Raw genomic sequence first — 17,953 nt, forward strand, 5'->3', positions numbered from 1 at the left:
GTCCGTGAAAAGCCTGCAAACCATCGAGTCCTGGCCCGTGGACCATGCCGCTGCCGCCGTAGTGTCCGCGGACGGTGAGGTGCTGGGAACAGCCGGCGACCAGGACCGCCGGTTTCCACTGGCTTCCGTCACCAAGCTGCTGAGCGCGTATGCCGTGCTGGTCTCCCTCGATGAGGGCGCTTTGGAGCTCGATCAGCCTGCCGGACCCGAGGGATCGACCGTCCGTCATCTGCTGGCCCATTCCGGCGGCTACGATTTCGGCGAGCGCACGGTCCGCTACGCTCCGGGCACGCGCCGCCTGTATTCCAATGCCGGCTTCGAGGTCCTTGGGGAGACGTTGGAGCAGGCTACCGGTATGGCCTTTGGCGAATACCTGCGGGAAGGGGTCCTGCTGCCGTTGGGCATGTCCTCCACCGCTTTGGAGGGTTCGCCTGCTGCCGGTGCCGTTTCCACAGCTGCGGACCTGAGCCGGTTTGCAGCCGAGCTGCAGGCTCCCACGCTTACCGACCCCGGCCGGCTCACCGAAGCCACCCGGGTGGTCTTTCCCGGTCTGGCAGGGGTGCTTCCCGGTTTCGGCCGGCAGAAGGGGAACGACTGGGGCCTCGGCTTCGAAATCCGGGCACGGAAGTCTCCGCACTGGACCGGTTCCAACAGCTCGCCTGCCACGTTCGGGCACTTCGGCCAGTCCGGAACCTTCCTTTGGGTGGATCCTGCGGCCGGTGCTGCTTCCGTCTGCCTGACCGACCGCGATTTTGGCCCTTGGGCAGCCGAGGTGTGGCCTCCCTTCACCGACGGAATCCTGGCGGAACTGGCTGGCCGGTAGGGCCGGCAGGATCGGCAGGAGTCCAGTCACTAGGCGGCCCACACCAGATCCGCGATGCAGGTTTCCAGGAACCCCTTCGCTGGCGGAGGTCCTGGCCGTGTGCCGGATGCAGTAGCTGTGTTCGTTTCGTCGGTTCCGGTTCCGGTACCCGTTCGATCACCGGCGTTGTTCCCGGTTCGATCACCAACGGCCCTTCCGGCCCGATCACCGACGCTTCTCCCGTCCGTGTTTCCTGGCAGCGGCGGCGACGTGGACCGGTAGCTGTGTCCGGTGGGAGTAGTGGTCTCGACGGTGTGGCGGGGATCCGGCCCGGATGGGTCTAACTGTTGTGCTTTCCAGCCGGGTGCTTCCTTCGCGTGGTTGCACGCTTCGCAAAGCCCCTGTCCGTTCGCGGTGCTGGTGGCCCCTCCGGCGCGGTGCGGATTAATGTGGTCGACATGCCGGATGGGTGCACCGCACCACGGCATCCTGCAGGTCTGGTCCCGTGCAGCGATAAACCGTCCCAGTGATGCAGGGAACAGGCGTGCCCGGGAATCCATTGCGACCAGTTCGCCTGTTCCGGGAGCTGCATACAATCGCCGAAGCCAGCGTTCTGCCTGCCTGTCCTGCTTTGCTGTCCTACCCGAGACCTTATGCTGACCCTGTTCCGGCCCGCTGCCGACAGCGGAATCGTCCAGCTCGCTGCCCTTTCCCGGGCGCCTGCGCTTTCCCCGGACCAGATCCCTCGCCCACTGGGCCGGCACCGGACCGTACCCGGGAACCAGCGCAGGTTCGGAATCGCCGCCAAACAGTGTCCGGTCCGACATCACCAGTTGCACTTCCACCTTCAGCTGACCTGCCTCGGTCTGCCCGGTTATCCGCTCCACGAGGGTGTCCGCCATGATCTGGCCCCGCCCCCGCCCATCTCCGGAGGCACGCAGCCGGTCCGCTTCGCGGGACAGCGCGGCATAGACACCCACCCCTTGGGCGACCGGCAGCAGTCCGGTCAGATAGGTCATGGTGTCCGGCGCGGGACGGCAGGAGACGAAACGTTCGGATTCGGCTTTCGCCGCGCGGTGAACCGCAGCCTGCGGATCCAGCCGGTAGGCCGCACCCCTGGCACGAGACATGATCTGCCGGTCGCCCAGGGTTTCAAGTACGTCCGGATCGCCGGCGACTTCCTCATCTACCCGGCGCCGGTCTTCCAGGCTCAGGCAGGCCGTTTCCCGGACCAGCAGGGTTGCCCGCCACTCGCTGATTTTTCCGCTGGTCAGCGCGTGCAGTGTGTGCGGCATTTCCTTGGTCAGAGCCTTGGCGAACCCTAGTAGCCGTCCTCCACGGCTCGGTGACTCCCTGCGCGCCAAGGCAATCTGGGAAGCGAGACCGCGGCCCAGTTCCTCGCGCCGTACTCCGGCTTCCGCCTGCTTCCGGCGCTGCGAGGCGTCGAACGCTGCCGCAGCCCGGGCCTGTGCAGCCGAGGCTGCCGCTTTGAGTTCCTCCAGCACCCGGATTCGGTCAATGAGCTCGCGGTCTTCCTCCTCCTCCAACGCCTGGTCCTCAACCTCCCCCAGCAGTTCAACCCATGACCTCACCACCGCGCTACCGGCAGTCAAAACGCCGGTTGGCTGATGGTCGGCAGATCGCGAGTACTCGAACATGTGTTCGATTCTAGCGAGACCTCGGAGCGGGACCAAGGGGAAAAATACCTGTTCCACCACCTGTTTTCTCAGGCGTTTTGAGCCGCACCCGAACGTCAATGACCTACTCCTGCAGGTGGCTCCTCCCCGCTGAAACCCGCCGTCCCGCTCCATCGGAATTCTTCACGAGCGATGACAGAATCTGAGGATGCCGCTTATCCAGGTTTTCAACGCCTCCCCATCCTCCACTGCCAAAAAGCGTCAGCTGCTCGCCGCGCTGACGGCCACATACGCTGAAGTGATGGAAATCCGACCCGACACCATCCGGGTGCTCCTGAACGAACTCCCGCGCGGGAACTGGTCTGTTGCCGGCGTAACCCTGGCAGATTCAGGACAAAACGAAAACATCTGATCGCGGCTCTATTACTGACGCAGCAACGGTTGCAGCTCTCGTTCTCGGCATCGCCGGATTCTCAGCCCCGTTGTCGACGCGCTGAGGCCCAGCAGCCAGTGCAGCACGTAAACGGATCCTTGGCCGAGACGGCCCTCAGTGTTGGCTGAGGTAAGTCGCTGACAGGGCCGTTTGTCGGAACCATGCATTTGCTCTTGAGATTGCCCTGTCTATCTCTGCTTCAGGTCGATCATGCAGAATGGCGAAGGCGACCTGTTGGAGCCGGAAGGTATTTCGTCGGACGGCGGCCCGGGCCACCACCGCAGCGTCCGCTATAAGTGGGAGTTTTTCCCAGCCGTTCCACACGCCCACGCAGGCGAGGTCGGTGGATCGGTCGCTTCGGGAAGACAGGTCCCAGTCGAGTACACCCGATATGCGCCCGCCCTTCCAGAGGACGTTGTGACCCCCGAGGTCGCCGTGGGCAAACGCCTCCTTGACCGGCTCAAGGTTCACCAGCGCCCAGATCGCATCGCTAGCCTGCGTCTGAACGTCCTGACCGAGCCGTGGGAGTACTTCCTCGCATTGGATCCGATACCACTCCGGCCCTCCACAAAACGCCAGAGGCTCAGCCAACAACCCTGCGATGGGGTCCGTGGGAATCGATGAGACCTGGGCGAGCAATTCCTGGAGCTCCACCGGTTCACCTTCGCCCGCCGGACAAGGTGCGCCCGGCACCAGCTCAACCGCAACGGCTGAAAACTCATCCATCTCCACGACCGGACCCAGTGATCTGGGTACTTGGAACCCGACCGACGCCGGAATACTGTCGACTAGTTTCTGGCGCTTTCGCATCTCGACGGCCATGTTCGGATCGCGGCCGACCCGAACGGCGGCCGCCCCATCCAGCAGGACAACAATATGCGCTGATCCGATCTCCACGACCTGCCGCCGAGCTGCTTGTGCTGCCGGCGACAGATTCTCAATAGCGGAATCCACGACCGCGTGAAGACTGCCTTTTCCTATACTCCCCATGAACGGAAGCTAACAGGGCTCCGACTGAGATGTCACTTTGCCTGTAGGTCGCAGCAGCAAAAGGCATGGTACCGCTGTGTATTCCCTACGGCCGAGCCTACAGACCGTTCCTTTATTGAGCATAGGACTGCCTCTTGAAATAGAACTGCTGGAGGTCCCTTTAGGTATCAAAGATTCAAACTGCATTCGCCGCCGACAAATCCCCTAACCAGCGAGGAAAGAAAGCACGACGACGGCAAGCAGCAGCGCGGCGTTCCCTGCCAGCGCGAGATTGCCGGGCTCCTTCTTCGCCTTCTTCCGGGTCTTCGTCTTCTTCCCGGCCTTCACCTTTTTCACCGCCACCGCAGGGATGCTGCTTGCCCCAGGAACGCCGGCCACGCGCGCAGCTGCCATCTCCAGCACCGAAACATCCTCCTCCTCCACCGACCCCGCAGGCCCCGACTCCGCCTCCCCCTTCGACACCGCAGCCCGCCCCGGCAGCTCCGGCCACCGAAGGACGGCACCTGCAGCAGCCGCTGCCAGCGCGACGACGGCCACCACCCAAAGGACCACCAACCAGGACGTCCACGGCAACACCAGCCGCAGAAGGCCTGCAAACGAAACCGCTTCCATCAACCCGGCCAGCAAAGACCTCCGTCCGGGTCCGGTTGGCTGTCCCGCCCGCTTCCAGACGGACACCGCCATGGACAGACACGTCACTGCCAGCCAGCCGGCCAGAACCCAGGACACAATGCTCGTTCCCATCAGAGACCGTCCTTCAACAGGGTCAGTGCGGCTTCTTCCTGCCCGACATCCACGTTGGACAGGACGAGCACCGCAGTGCCTGCCTCACGGTCCATCGCCGCCATGGCCGTGAAGCCTCCGGTCTTGCCGTTGTGCCATGTCGCAGCCCGCCCGTTTGAGGGGGAAACCTGCGTAAACCAGGCCAGGCCCACCTGCTCGCCCTCCTCGCCCGTGTCCCAGCGCGGCTCCAGAGCCCCGGAGCCCGGTGCAGTGCCCGCCAGCAGTGCCTGGAGGTAGAGCGACATGTCAGCTGCAGTAGAGCGGATCCCGCCCGCCGGAGCAGAGCCGTTGGCGGTCCATGCAGCCTTCGACACTCCGCTCGCTGCCCGGCCGGTGGGTGCATCGGGACGGAGGTTGTCGGCGGTGACAGGTACGTACGTATCCTTCATTCCCAGCGGCTCGAGAATCCGCTGCTGCACCAGATCGGCGTAGTCCATCCCGGCTGCCTTGGCGAGCAGCTGCCCGAGGAAGGCATAACCGAGGTTGGAGTAGGCCACGCTGCCCCGTCCTTCCACGGACGCAGACTGCCCCTGCTCCAGCACCTCGGCAGGTGAGGCGGTGTAAGGGTCACGGTGCAGCACGGCACCGGTGAGCAGGGAAATCATCGCCCCAGGATCGGTAGCAAGACGGGGAAGCCCCGAACGGTGGCTGGCCAGCTCCGCCAAGGTGACGGTGCCGATCTCCGCTTCCGGATCGCGCAGCTCCGGACCCAGGATCTCGGCAACAGTGGTCTCCAATGTGACCTCACCGCGCTCGACGGCGTCCGCCAGCAGGGCGGCCGTGAACGTTTTCGATACGGACCCGATTTCGAACTCCGTCCGCTCGTTGGCACCGAACCCGGCAAACCGGACAGTGCCGTCGTCCAGATACGCCACGCTGACCGCATCCAAAGGTTTCTGCAGCAGGGGCTGGACAGCATCGGCCAGTTCGGCATCCCCGGAAACCTCCGTGGACAGGCGCGGGGTCCACGGAGCGGCCAGGAGTCCGCAGGCCAGCACCGCCGATGCGGCAAGGGCAGCAAGGGTAATACGTTGACGTCGAGACATGTCAGTTCCCTCCGGAGGCAGCGGTCAGGATGGCGAGAAGCGGAATGACCCGGTCCGGCGGGATCCGGTAGCGGGACCTGGCATGCGGAGCGAGCCAGCCCGCGGCCGTCAGCTGGTGGACGTGGTGGTAGACCTGCCCGGAAGTTCCGGAGCCCAGTGCCTCCACCAGCCCGGCCACGGTTTCGGTGCCGCCGAGCACCGCCTGCAGTATGGCCAGGCGAAGCGGATGCCCCAGGGAGGCCAGGGAATCGGCAAAGCGGGTCCAGTCGACGTCGAGCAGATGCTCCGTCTCCAGGCCGTACTGGTACTCGTAGCGGGCACCGGCAGGGGTTGAGGCAACACCGGTGAAGAGTACGGCGCCGGGGTCGGGATGGCGCTCCCGCAACCCGTTCAGGGCCCAGAAAACGTCAGAGGTGTCAGCGGCCGACGGCGGCACGTGGGCTTCGGAGCGCTGTTCCAGGGCTGCGATACGCGCCTCCAGCGCCTGAAGCCGGGCGTCTTCATCATTGGGCATGCCTAAGAATTACGTAAATCCATAGCAATTACAAGAGATTCGTAATGAACGGCCGTACGCGGAGTCGGGCGGCCCTAAACCGGGCAGGGCAGGGCAGAAGGCGTTTCAAGGCCCACATAGGGGAACTCCGCGAACCGGCCCCGTCCGGAGACGGCTCAGACCCTAACCCGGGCCAGCAGAGGGGAAAGCTACCAGCGCCCGTTCCGGGGCCGTGGCTGGCACACGGGGCAGCTGTACGAGGACCGATTCATGAACGAATCCCGCCGGATCAGGGTATGCAGGCCCAGCTCCTCGCACCGCGGGCAGGGCAGCCCTTCACGCCCGTAGGCATTCAGGGAGCGGGAGAAGTAGCCCGAGGCCCCGTTCACGTTGACATACAGGGAGTCAAAGCTGGTGCCGCCCGCCGCCAAGGCACGGGTCATCACATCCCGCGCGGCTTCGACAAGCCGCAGCGCGTCTGGCCGGCGCATGGTGTCGGTCGGCCGGGCAAAGTGCATCCGTGCCGCCCACAGCGACTCGTCGGCATAGATGTTCCCGACCCCGGAGATCAGCCCCTGGTCCAGCAGAGCACGCTTGATGCCGGTTTTCCGGGCCCGCAGCCGGTGGTAGAACTCGTCAAAGGAGAACGCGGGGTCGAGGGGGTCGCGGGCAATATGTGCCGCCTCCGCAGCCACCAGCGGCAGCCCGGTTTCGGACAGGCCGCCCGGCGCGCCGTCGGGCGTCGCAACCAGATCGGTAAGGAACACGCCGCCGAAAATCCGCTGGTCCACAAAGCGCAGCTCGTCCGGCATGGCAACACCGGACGCATCGACGGCGGGGCTGAGCGTGAACCGGACTTTCAGGTGCTTTTCGTCCGGAAGGGCGGAATCCTCCATCAGCAGTTGTCCGCTCATGCCGAGGTGGGCCATCAGCGCAAAGGGGGGCACGGCGTCGTCGTCCGCCGGCGAAGGAGGCGACTCCAGCAGCGGCAGCCAGAGGAACTTGCCGCGGCGGACGACGTCGGCCACCACCGCGCCCTCGAGGTTGGCCACGAGGTCGGCCGGCCCGGGTGCGTGGCGCCGCACGGAGCGGGGATCCACAACCTGGACGCCGGTGATGGTGCGGCCGCGGACCCATGACGCCAGTCCGCGGCGGACCACCTCCACCTCGGGAAGCTCAGGCATGGCGGGCGCCCCTAGGCGCCGGCAGCCGGGGAGCCGGCTTCCTTAGCGTTGATCATCTTCCAGGTGGCGGCCGCGGCTTCCTGCTCGGCTTCCTTCTTGGAATGGCCGGTGCCGGTGCCGAAAGGCTTGTCGCCGATGTGCAGGACGGCCGTGAAGCTGCGGGAATGGTCCGGCCCGGATCCGGAGACCCGGTACTCGATGTCGCCCATTTTCCGGCCGGCAGCGATTTCCTGGATGCTGGTCTTCCAGTCGGTGCCGGCGCCCAGCGCTTCGGCGTTGGAGAGCAGCGGACCGACCAGGCGCATCACCATCTGGCGTGCGGTTTCAATTCCGTGGTCCAGGTACACGGCGCCGATGATCGCCTCGGTGGTGTCGGCCAGGATGGAGGACTTGTCGCGGCCGTTGGTGAGCTTTTCGCCCTGGCCGAGCAGGATGTACTCCCCCAGCCCCAGGCCGCGGGCAATCCCGGCGAGGGCGCGGGTGCTCACGACGGCGGAACGGCGCTTGGCCAGCTCGCCCTCGGAAAGGTTTGGATTATCCCGGTAGAGCGCATCGGTTACCGAGAACCCCAGGATGGAGTCGCCCAGGAATTCCAGGCGCTCGTTCGTGGGGATGCCGCCCTGCTCGTAAGCGTAGGAGCGGTGCGTGAGTGCAAGACGAAGCGTCCCGGCGTCGATATCGACACCGAGACGCTTCATAAGCTCTTCAGTATTCTTCACTTTTGGATACAACCCGAAAAGCAGTATTCACGTGCCCGTCCGCAGCGAAGGCTGCGGTGCCGGGCCGAACACTGGTCTTAGACGTCCGCGACCTTGCGGCCCTTGTATTCAAGGAACAGCGCGGTGCCTGCGGAGTCGGTGACGACCTTGGCCTGGTGCGGCAGGCTATAGGTGACGCGGCCGTTCTCCACGGTCTTCACCAGGTTGGGCGCGGTCGCCTTCCACTGGGACCGGCGTGCACGTGTATTCGCGCGGGACATTTTCCGCTTCGGAACAGCCACGGCTAACTCTCTTCTCTCTCGTCTGACTCTGTACTTGGTGCCGCAGTATCTTCTGCGGCTGTGCCGGTCAGCCCGGCGAGGGCTGCCCAGCGAGGATCCACTGCTTCATGGTGGTGACCCGGATCCTCCTCAAGGCGCACTCCGCATTCGGAGCAAAGGCCTGGGCAGTCTTCCCGGCACACCGGCTGGAACGGCATGGTAAGCACCACTGCGTCCCGCAATACCGGCTCAAGATCGATGACATCTCGCTCGATCCGGTGCTGCTCTTCTTCATCTTCTTCTTCGAAGGACTCAGCGTCCTCGTAGTAGAAGAGTTCCTGCACATCGACTTCTTGGTCGTACGCGAGTGGCTTCAGGCACCTGCCGCATTCGCCCCGAACGGGGGCAATCGCGACGCCGGATACCAGAATCCCTTCGTGCACGGCCTCCAACCTCAGGTCAAGCTCGAGGTCGGATCCTTCCGGAACGCCGATAAGCGCAACACCGAAGTCTTTCGGTGCCGGTACATGTTCATGCAAGGTCCGCATCGTTCCCGGGCTGCGCCCGAGGTCCCTGACGTTGATAGCCAGGGGAGTTTCCGGATTGGACCGCGAAAATTCGCTAATGAGAACTCCTGTAGAACATAGACCGACATATCATCTTAGCCTGACTTGCCGGAATCTCTCAAACTGCGGCTGCACCGCAGCCAGGAAGCAGGTGCAGGCACCCGCTCCGTACCCCAGTTTACCTGCCGGCGGGCATCCGGCTAATCGGCCGGGGGTGCCTCGCGGGCGGACGCCGGACTGTCCCCTACTGTTGGTACGTGACTTTCCTCCGCTGGTTCCTGGGGCACCGGCTGCTCCGGCGCTGTACGACGGCGGCGGCGTGCCTTTTTGCGGTCTGGCTCCTGGCCGCGTCCATCCTGTTTGTCTACCCTTCGGCCGGTGCCGCCGAACCTGCCCGGGCGGACGCCGTCGTCGTCCTGGCCGGTGCGGCCAACGAGCGGCTTCCGGTGGGGCTGGACCTGATGGAGCAGGGGTACGCCCCCGTGCTGGCACTCTCCGCGACGTTCACCCCCGGCAACGTCCGCACCGACGCCGTCTGTGTCGGCAACCGGAACCCGCTGATCCTCTGCTTCTCTCCGGATCCGATGACCACCCGCGGCGAGGCACGCGCCGTCGCCCGCCTGGCGAAGGACCGAGGCTGGAACGACATCATTGTGGTGACCTCCCGCTACCACGTCACCCGCGCCGAGCTTAGCCTCGAACAGTGCACCTCGGCGAACATCACCATGGTGGAGTCCCGGCCGGAGCTGGGGCCGGGACAGTGGCTGGGACGCTTCGTGGAGGAGACCGGCGGCGTGGCCGCCGGGCTGATCCGGCCGGCCTGCGCGAACCCGATCTAGCTGCCCGCCCCGCCTTCCGTCAGCCGCTTGAACACCGTGGAGGGAACGTAGCCGGAGACGTCGCCGCCCAGTGCAGCCACTTCCTTGATGAGCGACGAGGAGAGATGGGTGTAGCTGCTCTCCGCGGCGAGGAAGACGGTTTCGACGCCGGTGAGCTGCCGGTTCATTACGGCCATCGGCAGCTCGTACTGGTAGTCCTGCACCGAGCGCAGGCCCTTCACGATCGCCGTGGCTCCGTGCTCCCGGCAGAAATCGGCCAGCAGCCCCTCCCCCATGGGAAGCACGGTCACCCCGCGCAGGGACGCAAAGGTTTCCGCCGCCAGCTCCAGGCGTTCGGCGGCATCGAAGCGGTACTTCTTCGCATAGTTGGTGGACACCGCCACGATGACTTCGTCAAAGAGGCTGGCCGCACGGGCAATAACCTCCACGTGGCCGTTGTGGATGGGATCAAAGGAACCGGGGCATACAGCGCGTCGCATAGGTCGAATCTACCGGGTGCCGGCGGGTAATACTTGGTGGATGAGTATCAACACAGCCGCGTCCCTGCTCCGCGCCCGGCACGGCACCGGTGACGCCGCCGCCCAGCCGTGGCAGCGCACTGCCGCCGGAGCGAACTTGCTGGGCCCGGACGGCAATCTCGGGCTGACCATCTTCGAGGAAATCACCGCCCTGGCCGGCCGGCACGGTGCCATCAACCTGGGCCAGGGCTTCCCGGATGAGGACGGACCCGCGGAAATGCTCGAGGCCGCCCGGGCCGCGATTGCCGCCGGCGGGAACCAGTACGCGCCCGGGCAGGGCCTGCCGGTGCTGCGGGAGGCCATTGCCGCCCACCAGGAGCGGTTCTACGGCCTGCAGGTTGACTCCGGCACCGAGGTGATCGTCAGCACCGGCGCCACCGAGGCCATCGCCTCCGCCCTGCTGGCCCTGGCCGGCCCCGGGGACGAAGTGCTGACCTTCGAACCGTTCTACGATTCCTACGGCGCCGTCATCGGCCTCAGCGGCGCCACGCACACCACCGTTGCCCTTCAGGCGCCGGACTACCTGCCGGCCGACGGCGCCCTCGAGGCGGCATTCACCGACCGCACCCGGGTGGTCCTGGTGAACAATCCGCACAACCCCACCGGCGCCGTGCTGCCGCGGAACGTGCTCCAGCAGATTGTGGAGCTGGCTGCCAAGCACAACGCCGTGATCGTTACTGACGAGGTGTACGAACACCTGACCTTCGGCCCCGAACACATCCCGGTGGCAACGCTGCCCGGCGCCGCGGAGCGGACCCTGACCATTTCCTCTGCGGGCAAGACCTTCTCGGTCACCGGCTGGAAGGTGGGCTGGCTGACCGGCCCGGCCCCGCTGGTCTCGGCCGCGCGGACCGTCAAGACCTTCCTGACCTACACCTCCGGCACCCCGTTCCAGTCCGCGGTGGCCGTAGGGCTGGGACTTCCGGACGAGTATTTCACCGGGGCGGCCGCAACGCTGCACAAGAAGCGGGACCTGCTGGGTTCGGGACTGCGCGCTGCGGGGCTGGGCGTGCTGGAGTCCTCCGGCACCTACTTCGTCACCGCCGATACGGCGCCCCTGGGCATCACGGACGCCACGGCACTGGCGCGGAGGCTGCCGGAGCTGATCGGGGTGGCCGCGATCCCGGTGGCCGTGTTCTGCCACGACGACGGCGCGCAGCGCACCCGTTCCCTGCTGCGGTTCGCCTTCTGCAAGAAGTTCGACGTTCTGGAGCGGGCCGCCGAGCGCCTGGCCGGGCTGGGAGGTGCACTGTGACCGCGTCCCGGCTGCTGCGCGGCATCGGCGCGCACGCCACCATCAGCGAGGACGGCTTCACCCCCGGTGCGTACGTGCTGAGCATCGGCGGGGCGGAGCAGTCCCATGTGGATCTGGCCCGCCCGCAGGAAATCTTCTACGAGTACCTGCGCCGGATGGGCAATGTCCTGGATCTGGCGGCACCGGCCGGGCAGCCGGTCCGGGCCCTGCATCTGGGCGCCGGAGCCCTCACGCTGACCCGCTATGTGCAGGCCACCCGGCCGGGCTCCGGACAGGTGGCCGTGGAGCTGGAACGCGAGCTGCTGGACTTTGTCCTGGCGCACCTTCCGCTGCCGGAAGGGACGGAGCTGGAGACGGTGATCGGCGATGCGCGGGAATCGCTGAACCGCTTCGCCGGCCGGTCCTTCGATGCCATCGTGCTGGACATCTTCGCCGGGGCCGATGCACCCGGACACCTGACGACGTCGGACTTCTATGCCGAGCTGGCGGCGCTGCTCTCCCCCGGCGGCGTGCTGCTGGTCAATGTGGGGGATGATCCGCCGCTGACCTTCGCCCGCCGGCAGATCCGGGAACTGCAGGCCGGGCTGGCGTCCGTGGCCGGGCCGGACGCCGACGTCGCGGCCCTGGCGCAGCAGGACATGTTCACCGGCCGGTACCCGGGCAACATTGTGCTTGCCGCTACACCCTTCCCCTGGCCCGCCGAGTGGACCCGGCAGCTGTTGGCCGCCGGCCCGCATCCGGCAGCGGTGCTGACCGGGGAGGACCTGGACGTGTTTGCCGGCTAGGCCTGCGCGGCGCCGCCGTCGTCTGTGCCGCCGTCCGTCTCTTCGTCACTGGGCTCGGCGAACCACAGGGTGGTTTCGCCGTATTTCCGCTCGCTGAAGCACTCCAGGCCTGCGGGCCAGGCCGGTTCGGGCGAGCGGGTGGAGCGCTCGAGCACCACCACCGCGCCGACGGCGAGGTGCGCCGACACCGACGTGAGGACATCCGCCAGCTCGGTTTCGGTCAGCGCATACGGCGGATCGATGAAGACCACGTCCCACCGCACGTCCGCCGGGACGCGCAGCAGGAAGGTTTCGGCCTTGGCCCGGTGCACGTTGACGCAGGTCCGGGCCAGGATCTTGTTGACCAGTTCGGCGTTCTGCCGGCAGACCGCGGCCGGCTTGTCGGCAAGTTCCACCAGGTCGACGGCGTCAGCGCCGCGGCTGGCGCTTTCCACTCCCAGTGCCCCGGATCCGGCGAACAGGTCCAGCACGCGGGCTTCCTGCAGGATGCCGTAGGACTCGAGCCGGGAGAACAGGGCTTCCTTGACCCGGTCCGTTGTGGGACGGGTTCCGTCCCCGGGAACGCTGAACAAGGTGGATCCGCCGGCAGCCCCGGCAATAATGCGGCTCATGCCTTCACTTTATCCGCTGCCGGCGGCCGGGCCGGTCCCATAGTGAGGGCTAGCCGCGTTCCAGGAACGCCTCGGCCTCGGGGTTCAGGTAGGCCTCGATGGCCGCGTCCAGGGCCGGGTATTCCCGCAGGTCCGGATCCTCGGCCACCAGCGCGACGGCGTCGGCGCGGGCCTTTTCGATCAGCTTTTCGTCCTGGACCGCACGCAGCAGCTGCAGGGTGGACCGGCCGCCGGACTGGCTGGCACCGAGGATGTCGCCTTCGCGGCGCAGCTCCAGGTCCTTGCGGGAGAGTTCGAACCCGTCGGTGGTGGCCGCGACCGCGTCCAGCCGCTCCCGGCTGGGATGGCCCGGCTCCAGCTGGGTGACCAGCAGGCAGGTGCCGGGCAGCCCGCCGCGGCCCACCCGGCCGCGCAGCTGGTGCAGCTGGGAGATGCCGAACCTGTCGGCGTCCATGATCACCATCAGGGAGGCGTTGGGCACGTCCACGCCCACCTCGATGACGGTGGTGGAGACCAGCACGTCGATCTCGCCCCGGTTGAAGGCGGCCATGGTCTCGTGCTTGTCCGCCGGGTCCAGCCGGCCGTGCAGCGGGGCGATCACCTTGTCGGCGAGCGCCGGCACCGTGGTGAGGTACTCGGTCAGGTCCGTGACCGAGGTCAGTTCCTGCCGCTGGGCGCGGTCCCGTCCCGCGGCGGCTTCCTTCGGGTTGAACAGCGCCAGGTCGGTGCCCGGCTCATCTTCCTTGGCGCCGATTTTGGGGCAGACCACGTAGACCTGCCGGCCGGCGTCGATCTCTTCCCGGGCGCGGGCCCAGATCCGCCGCTCCCACTGCGGATTTTCGGCCAGCGGCGAGACGAAGGTGGAAATGGGCGCCCGTCCGGCCGGCAGCTCGGTGAGCGTGGAGACTTCCAGGTCGCCGAAGACGGTCATGGCCACGGTGCGGGGAATGGGGGTGGCCGTCATGACCAGCAGGTGCGGGGTGCTGTGGCCCTTGGTGCGCAGCAGATCGCGCTGCTCAACGCCGAAGCGGTGCTGCTCGTCCACCACCACCAGCCCGAGGTCGGCGAAGGAGACGTGCTCCGAGAGCAGTGCGTGGGTGCCGATGACGATGCCGGCCGCCCCGCTGGCGGCGTCCAGCATCGCGGTGCGGCGCCCGGCGGTGTTCATCGACCCGGTCAGCAGCACCACCTTGGTGCCGTTCGGGTCCCCGTCCAGCTGGCCGCCGCGGCCCAGCGGGCCGAGCATGGCGCTGATGGATTCGTAGTGCTGGGAAGCGAGGACCTCGGTGGGGGCCAGCAGCGCAGCCTGTCCCCCGGCGTCGATGACCTGCAGCATGGCGCGCAGCGCCACCAGGGTCTTGCCGGAGCCCACCTCGCCCTGCAGCAGCCGGTTCATAGGATGGTCGCCGGCCAGTTCGGCGGACAGCTCCCGGCCGATCTCCGCCTGCCCGCGGGTCAGGGTGAAGGGCAGGGAGGCGTCGAAGCGGTCCAGCAGCCCGCCGGACACGGCCGGACGGGCCGTGGCTTCCTCTTCGGCGGTCAGGGCACGACGGCGGGCCAGCGCCGTCTGCAGGACCAGGGCCTCCTGGTAGCGGAACCGGTGGCGGGCCCGGTGCGCTTCGGCGGTCTCGGCGGGGCGGTGGATCTTCTCGTATGCCTCGGTCAGCCCCAGGAGGTGTTCCCGTTCCCGGACGGGCCGGGGAATGGGATCGCGCAGCCGGTCACTGTCCAGCGAATCCAACAGCTGGTCAACAGCCCTTTTGATCTCCCAGCTGTTGAGCTTGGCCGTGGCCGGGTAGACGGGGATGGGCCGTTTGGCTACTTCCTCGTCGTCGGCTTCGTCGTCGAGCACCACGTAGTTGGGGTTGGTCAGCGTCAGCTGGTTCTTGTAGACGCCCACTTTGCCGGAGAACATGGCCCGGGTGCCCACGGTGAGTTCCTCCTGGGCCTTCCAGCCGTTGAAAAACGTCAGGTGCAGCTGGCCCAGGGCGCCGGAGGCGTCGTCGGTGACGACAACCTCCACGAGTATTCCCTTGCGGGTCTGCATCCTCCTGCTGTTGGCGCTCTGTACCCGGGCAATGAGGGTGACGTTCTCATCGAAGGGTATTTCTGCGATAGGGGTCAGCTCCCCGCGTTCCAGGTATCGCCGTGGGAAATGATGGAGCAGGTCACCGACGGTTTTCAGCCCCAGCTGTTTCTCCAGCTTGGTGGCGGAGGATTTGCCGATGCGGCGGTCCAGCGGAAAGTCGAGTTCTCCGGGGAGCCTAGAGTCCATGTGCCTCGGGGATTTCATTGGTTTCGGAGACAACTTCCTTGGTTTCGTGCCCGTCCGCGGACAGCTCCGTGATGGTCAGGTTCACCGGATCGCCCAGGCTGCGCAGGAGATCGATGGTGGCGCCGGCGTCGGGCGTGTGGACGTGGATGCGCCACCGGTAGCCGTCGCCCACCGGGTTGACGGCGCTCATGATGACCGAGTCGCCCAGCTCGTCCAGCTGCAGGCGCAGGGTCGCGGCGTCCAGGGGGCTCAGCGTAATGGTGCACATGACCTCCACGCCCTCCATCTGCGGCATGTGCGCGTGGATGTGCGGATCCTGGACGTCGTAGCCGTGCAGTCCGTCCAGCAGCTCTTCCTGCAGCTCCTCCCCCAGGGCAGCGGCGCGCAGGGCATCAAGAACCAGCAGGAAGCCGACGCCGCCGGCGTCGACCACGCGGGCCTCGGTGAGTGTATCCAGCTGACTCTCCGTATCGACGACGGCGGTCAGCGCGGCCTGCATCATGACCCGCAGGGTCAGTGCCAGCCCCACGTTGCTGTCGTCTCCAGCAATGGCGGCTTCACTGTCGGAGGCAGCGTTGGCTGCTGCCTCGAGCACGGAGAGCATAGTGCCGGGTACCGGGTCGCTGAGGACGGACCAGGAGCGCAGCTGGGCGCGCTGGAGAGCGGCAGCGAGCAGGGGTGCGGAGAGCCGGGTGGCGCCGGCCAGGGGTTCGGCCATGGAGGTGAGGAAGACGGAGAAGAGGGTGCCGGAGTTGCCGCGCGCTTCCTCCATGGCGGCACGGCCGGCAATTCCCAGGAGTTCACCGATGTCGGCGGTATCTTCCTCGGCGGCGGCCTTGGCGGCGGCGCAAAGGGTGAGGTAGAGGTTGGTGCCCGTGTCGCCGTCGGCGACCGGGAAGATGTTGATGGCGTTGAGGCGGTCGCTGTGGTTGCCCAGGGACACTTCTGCGTTGCTCAACCATCGCTTCAGCGCTTGCGCGTTGGCGGTGATCTTAGTCTGCAAGGTAATCCCTGTTCCTGCTCGCGTAGGTGTCTTTGGTGCTGCTGGTGCCGCTCATCAGGGCCCGTCCCATCCGGTCTTCGCCGTCATTGCCGCTAACCGTTCATGTCATTAGGAAGCCTACCGCAGGGCACTGACAGAAGCCGATAACGATTTGCTGCCGGCTGGCGGGTGCATTCAATAGGGGCGTGATGTGGAATGGTTGATCCATGCCCCAGAAGCACTATCCGGACATTGCCGCTGCCCGGCACATGCGCGAGCCCTCCTCCGGCGGCCGGAGCCGCACACCGTCTTCCGCCCCCGCCCCGCAGGATGCACGGCCGACGGAATCAAAGCGGCGGACGGCGGCGAAGCCTGCGCGAGTGGCGAAACCCCGGAAGGACAAGGCCTACCGCCGTAAGCGGTTCATTGCCGTAACGGTCAGCACGCTGGTGGCTGTTTCCGTACCTTCGCTGATTGGGTTGTTGGTCCTCTTTGGCTAGAGAGAATCCCTACGGGCGCGGAACCGAATACGGCAAGGAAAATAAGAGCCGCTAAATTGAAGGCTTTCCGCTAGACTGACGACGAATATTAGTCAATGGGAAGTATCGTGGGGGAATCATGCCGGTCGTTATGCCGATTTACGGGACCCGGCCGGAAGCCATAAAGATGGCCCCGATCATTGCCGAGCTCCAGGCATCCACCACTCTCGACTGCTTCGTCACCGTTACCGGCCAGCACCGCTCCATGCTGGACCAGGTGAACGCACTCTTTGGCATTACTCCGGACCATGACCTCAACATCTTTGAGCCGGGCCAGTCGCTGAACGACATCCTCGTTCGCACCATCAGCGGACTGGACAAGCTTTTCGCGGTTAGCCGTCCTGACGCAGTACTCGTCCAGGGCGATACCACCACGTCCACGGCAGCAGCGCTGGCGGCATTCAACCACGGCATTCCGGTGGTGCACGTCGAGGCGGGCCTGCGCAGCGGCAACCCACTGTCCCCGTTCCCGGAAGAGGGCAACCGGAAAATCACCTCCCAGATCGCGAGCCTGCATCTGGCGCCGACGGAGACAAGCCGCGCAAATCTACTTGCAGAGAACATTGATTCCGAGAGCATTGTCGTCACGGGTAATACGGTCATCGATGCCTTGCTGGCCACCGTCAAGAAACAAATCCCCTTCGCTGATCCAGCCCTGGAGACCTTGGCGTCCTCCGGGCGGCGGATCCTCCTGGTGACCACGCACCGGCGGGAGAACCAGGGCGAGGCCATGCAAGGCATCGGACGGGCACTCGCTCGAATAGCCGCGGTCGAACCGGACCTGACGATCGTCCTGCCGATCCACCGCAACCCCGTGGTGCGCGAAGCAGTCCTCCCCCATGTGGCTGCGACCGAGAACGTCCTGGTGACCGAGCCCTTGGAGTACGGCGAATTCACCCGACTGCTGTCCCTCGCGCACGTCATCCTGACCGACTCCGGTGGAGTCCAGGAGGAGGCACCCAGCCTAGGCACGCCCGTGCTGGTCATGCGGGAAAACACCGAGCGTCCCGAAGCCGTGGACGCCGGCGTTGTGAAGCTCATCGGAACCGATGAGGATCGGATCGTGTCCGAGGTCGAACGGCTGCTCAATGACCCCCGTCATTACAAGTCGATGTTCGATCCTATAAACCCATACGGCGACGGGACGGCTGCGGCACGGACAGTTACAGCACTCGCAACGCATCTGTGTCCTTGACTAGAGCTTGCCATACATAGACAAACAAAGCATTTAGTAGC

At 66.1% G+C, this 17,953-nt stretch carries 20 protein-coding genes; 7 read left to right on the forward strand and 13 right to left on the reverse strand.

Annotation, left to right across the window (positions count from 1 at the left end):
* Positions 1-4: 4 nt before the first annotated feature.
* A complete protein-coding gene (locus AC5RT8_RS04395) occupies positions 5-823 on the forward strand; it encodes a serine hydrolase domain-containing protein (protein ID WP_494094457.1) in 819 nt (272 codons plus the stop codon).
* 29 nt (positions 824-852) lie between these two features.
* Here AC5RT8_RS04395 and AC5RT8_RS04400 read toward each other — a convergent pair whose 3' ends face one another.
* Positions 853-2,460 (reverse strand): HNH endonuclease, encoded by a 1,608-nt coding sequence (locus AC5RT8_RS04400; RefSeq protein WP_494094458.1) that lies wholly within the window; start codon positions 2,458-2,460, stop codon positions 853-855.
* Between the two features lie 187 nt (positions 2,461-2,647).
* On the opposite strand from AC5RT8_RS04400, the gene AC5RT8_RS04405 reads away from it, so the two are divergent.
* Complete coding sequence (locus AC5RT8_RS04405) at positions 2,648-2,851, forward strand: tautomerase family protein (protein WP_494094459.1); 204 nt, start codon at positions 2,648-2,650, stop codon at positions 2,849-2,851.
* Positions 2,852-2,986: 135 nt separating this feature from the next.
* Here the strand turns inward: AC5RT8_RS04405 and AC5RT8_RS04410 are convergent, their stop codons facing one another.
* From AC5RT8_RS04410 to AC5RT8_RS04445, 8 genes are all read right to left on the reverse strand, one after another.
* Positions 2,987-3,862, reverse strand: coding sequence for a phosphotransferase family protein (locus AC5RT8_RS04410; RefSeq protein ID WP_494094460.1), 876 nt, complete (start codon positions 3,860-3,862; stop codon positions 2,987-2,989).
* Between the two features lie 204 nt (positions 3,863-4,066).
* Positions 4,067-4,606, reverse strand: coding sequence for a hypothetical protein (locus tag AC5RT8_RS04415; protein ID WP_494094461.1), 540 nt, complete (start codon positions 4,604-4,606; stop codon positions 4,067-4,069).
* Positions 4,606-5,691: a serine hydrolase domain-containing protein gene (locus AC5RT8_RS04420; protein WP_494094462.1), complete on the reverse strand. Its 1,086-nt coding sequence runs from the start codon at positions 5,689-5,691 to the stop codon at positions 4,606-4,608. The genes AC5RT8_RS04415 and AC5RT8_RS04420 overlap by 1 nt, the downstream gene beginning before the upstream one ends.
* A 1-nt stretch (position 5,692) precedes the next feature.
* Positions 5,693-6,205 carry an ArsR/SmtB family transcription factor gene (locus AC5RT8_RS04425; protein WP_494094463.1) on the reverse strand — a complete coding sequence of 171 codons (513 nt, stop codon included), beginning with the start codon at positions 6,203-6,205 and terminating at the stop codon, positions 5,693-5,695.
* 188 nt (positions 6,206-6,393) lie between these two features.
* Positions 6,394-7,368 carry a bifunctional DNA-formamidopyrimidine glycosylase/DNA-(apurinic or apyrimidinic site) lyase gene (gene mutM / locus AC5RT8_RS04430; protein ID WP_494094464.1) on the reverse strand — a complete coding sequence of 325 codons (975 nt, stop codon included), beginning with the start codon at positions 7,366-7,368 and terminating at the stop codon, positions 6,394-6,396.
* 11 nt (positions 7,369-7,379) lie between these two features.
* A complete protein-coding gene (rnc, locus tag AC5RT8_RS04435) occupies positions 7,380-8,087 on the reverse strand; it encodes a ribonuclease III (RefSeq protein WP_494094465.1) in 708 nt (235 codons plus the stop codon).
* Positions 8,088-8,164: 77 nt separating this feature from the next.
* Positions 8,165-8,368, reverse strand: coding sequence for a 50S ribosomal protein L32 (gene rpmF / locus AC5RT8_RS04440; RefSeq protein WP_146364453.1), 204 nt, complete (start codon positions 8,366-8,368; stop codon positions 8,165-8,167).
* Positions 8,369-8,370: 2 nt separating this feature from the next.
* Positions 8,371-8,937, reverse strand: coding sequence for a YceD family protein (locus AC5RT8_RS04445; protein ID WP_494094541.1), 567 nt, complete (start codon positions 8,935-8,937; stop codon positions 8,371-8,373).
* A 233-nt stretch (positions 8,938-9,170) separates the two neighbouring features.
* On the opposite strand from AC5RT8_RS04445, the gene AC5RT8_RS04450 reads away from it, so the two are divergent.
* A complete protein-coding gene (locus tag AC5RT8_RS04450; protein ID WP_494094466.1) occupies positions 9,171-9,752 on the forward strand; it encodes a YdcF family protein in 582 nt (193 codons plus the stop codon).
* Here the strand turns inward: AC5RT8_RS04450 and coaD are convergent.
* On the reverse strand, positions 9,749-10,231 hold the full coding sequence (coaD, locus tag AC5RT8_RS04455) for a pantetheine-phosphate adenylyltransferase (protein WP_494094467.1): 483 nt from the start codon (positions 10,229-10,231) through the stop codon (positions 9,749-9,751). The genes AC5RT8_RS04450 and coaD overlap by 4 nt on opposite strands.
* A 40-nt stretch (positions 10,232-10,271) precedes the next feature.
* Between coaD and AC5RT8_RS04460 the strand changes: the two genes are divergently transcribed.
* The gene (locus AC5RT8_RS04460) at positions 10,272-11,525 is read left to right on the forward strand and encodes an aminotransferase class I/II-fold pyridoxal phosphate-dependent enzyme (protein WP_494094468.1); all 1,254 of its coding nucleotides are present in this window, start codon (positions 10,272-10,274) and stop codon (positions 11,523-11,525) included.
* Positions 11,522-12,310 (forward strand): spermidine synthase, encoded by a 789-nt coding sequence (locus AC5RT8_RS04465; RefSeq protein ID WP_494094469.1) that lies wholly within the window; start codon positions 11,522-11,524, stop codon positions 12,308-12,310. Before AC5RT8_RS04460 ends, AC5RT8_RS04465 begins: the two co-directional genes overlap by 4 nt.
* Here AC5RT8_RS04465 and rsmD read toward each other — a convergent pair.
* From rsmD to AC5RT8_RS04480, 3 genes are read right to left on the reverse strand one after another with little or no spacing between them, the layout of a single operon-like run.
* Positions 12,307-12,921 carry a 16S rRNA (guanine(966)-N(2))-methyltransferase RsmD gene (rsmD, locus tag AC5RT8_RS04470; protein ID WP_494094470.1) on the reverse strand — a complete coding sequence of 205 codons (615 nt, stop codon included), beginning with the start codon at positions 12,919-12,921 and terminating at the stop codon, positions 12,307-12,309. The two genes, AC5RT8_RS04465 and rsmD, sit on opposite strands and share 4 nt — an antisense overlap.
* A 49-nt stretch (positions 12,922-12,970) precedes the next feature.
* Positions 12,971-15,196 (reverse strand): ATP-dependent DNA helicase RecG, encoded by a 2,226-nt coding sequence (gene recG / locus AC5RT8_RS04475; RefSeq protein WP_494094471.1) that lies wholly within the window; start codon positions 15,194-15,196, stop codon positions 12,971-12,973.
* Entirely contained in the window at positions 15,186-16,166 is a 981-nt protein-coding gene (locus AC5RT8_RS04480) for a DAK2 domain-containing protein (RefSeq protein ID WP_494094542.1), read from the reverse strand. The genes recG and AC5RT8_RS04480 overlap by 11 nt, the downstream gene beginning before the upstream one ends.
* 239 nt (positions 16,167-16,405) lie before the next feature.
* Here AC5RT8_RS04480 and AC5RT8_RS04485 point away from each other — a divergent pair, with 239 nt between their 5' ends.
* Both AC5RT8_RS04485 and wecB read left to right on the forward strand, forming a co-directional pair.
* The gene (locus tag AC5RT8_RS04485) at positions 16,406-16,678 is read left to right on the forward strand and encodes a hypothetical protein (protein ID WP_494094472.1); all 273 of its coding nucleotides are present in this window, start codon (positions 16,406-16,408) and stop codon (positions 16,676-16,678) included.
* Positions 16,679-16,796: 118 nt separating this feature from the next.
* Positions 16,797-17,912, forward strand: a complete 1,116-nt coding sequence (gene wecB / locus AC5RT8_RS04490; protein ID WP_494094473.1) for a non-hydrolyzing UDP-N-acetylglucosamine 2-epimerase — start codon at positions 16,797-16,799, stop codon at positions 17,910-17,912.
* The last annotated feature ends 41 nt before the right edge of the window (positions 17,913-17,953 follow it).

The organism is Arthrobacter sp. Ms25, from assembly GCF_059090365.1.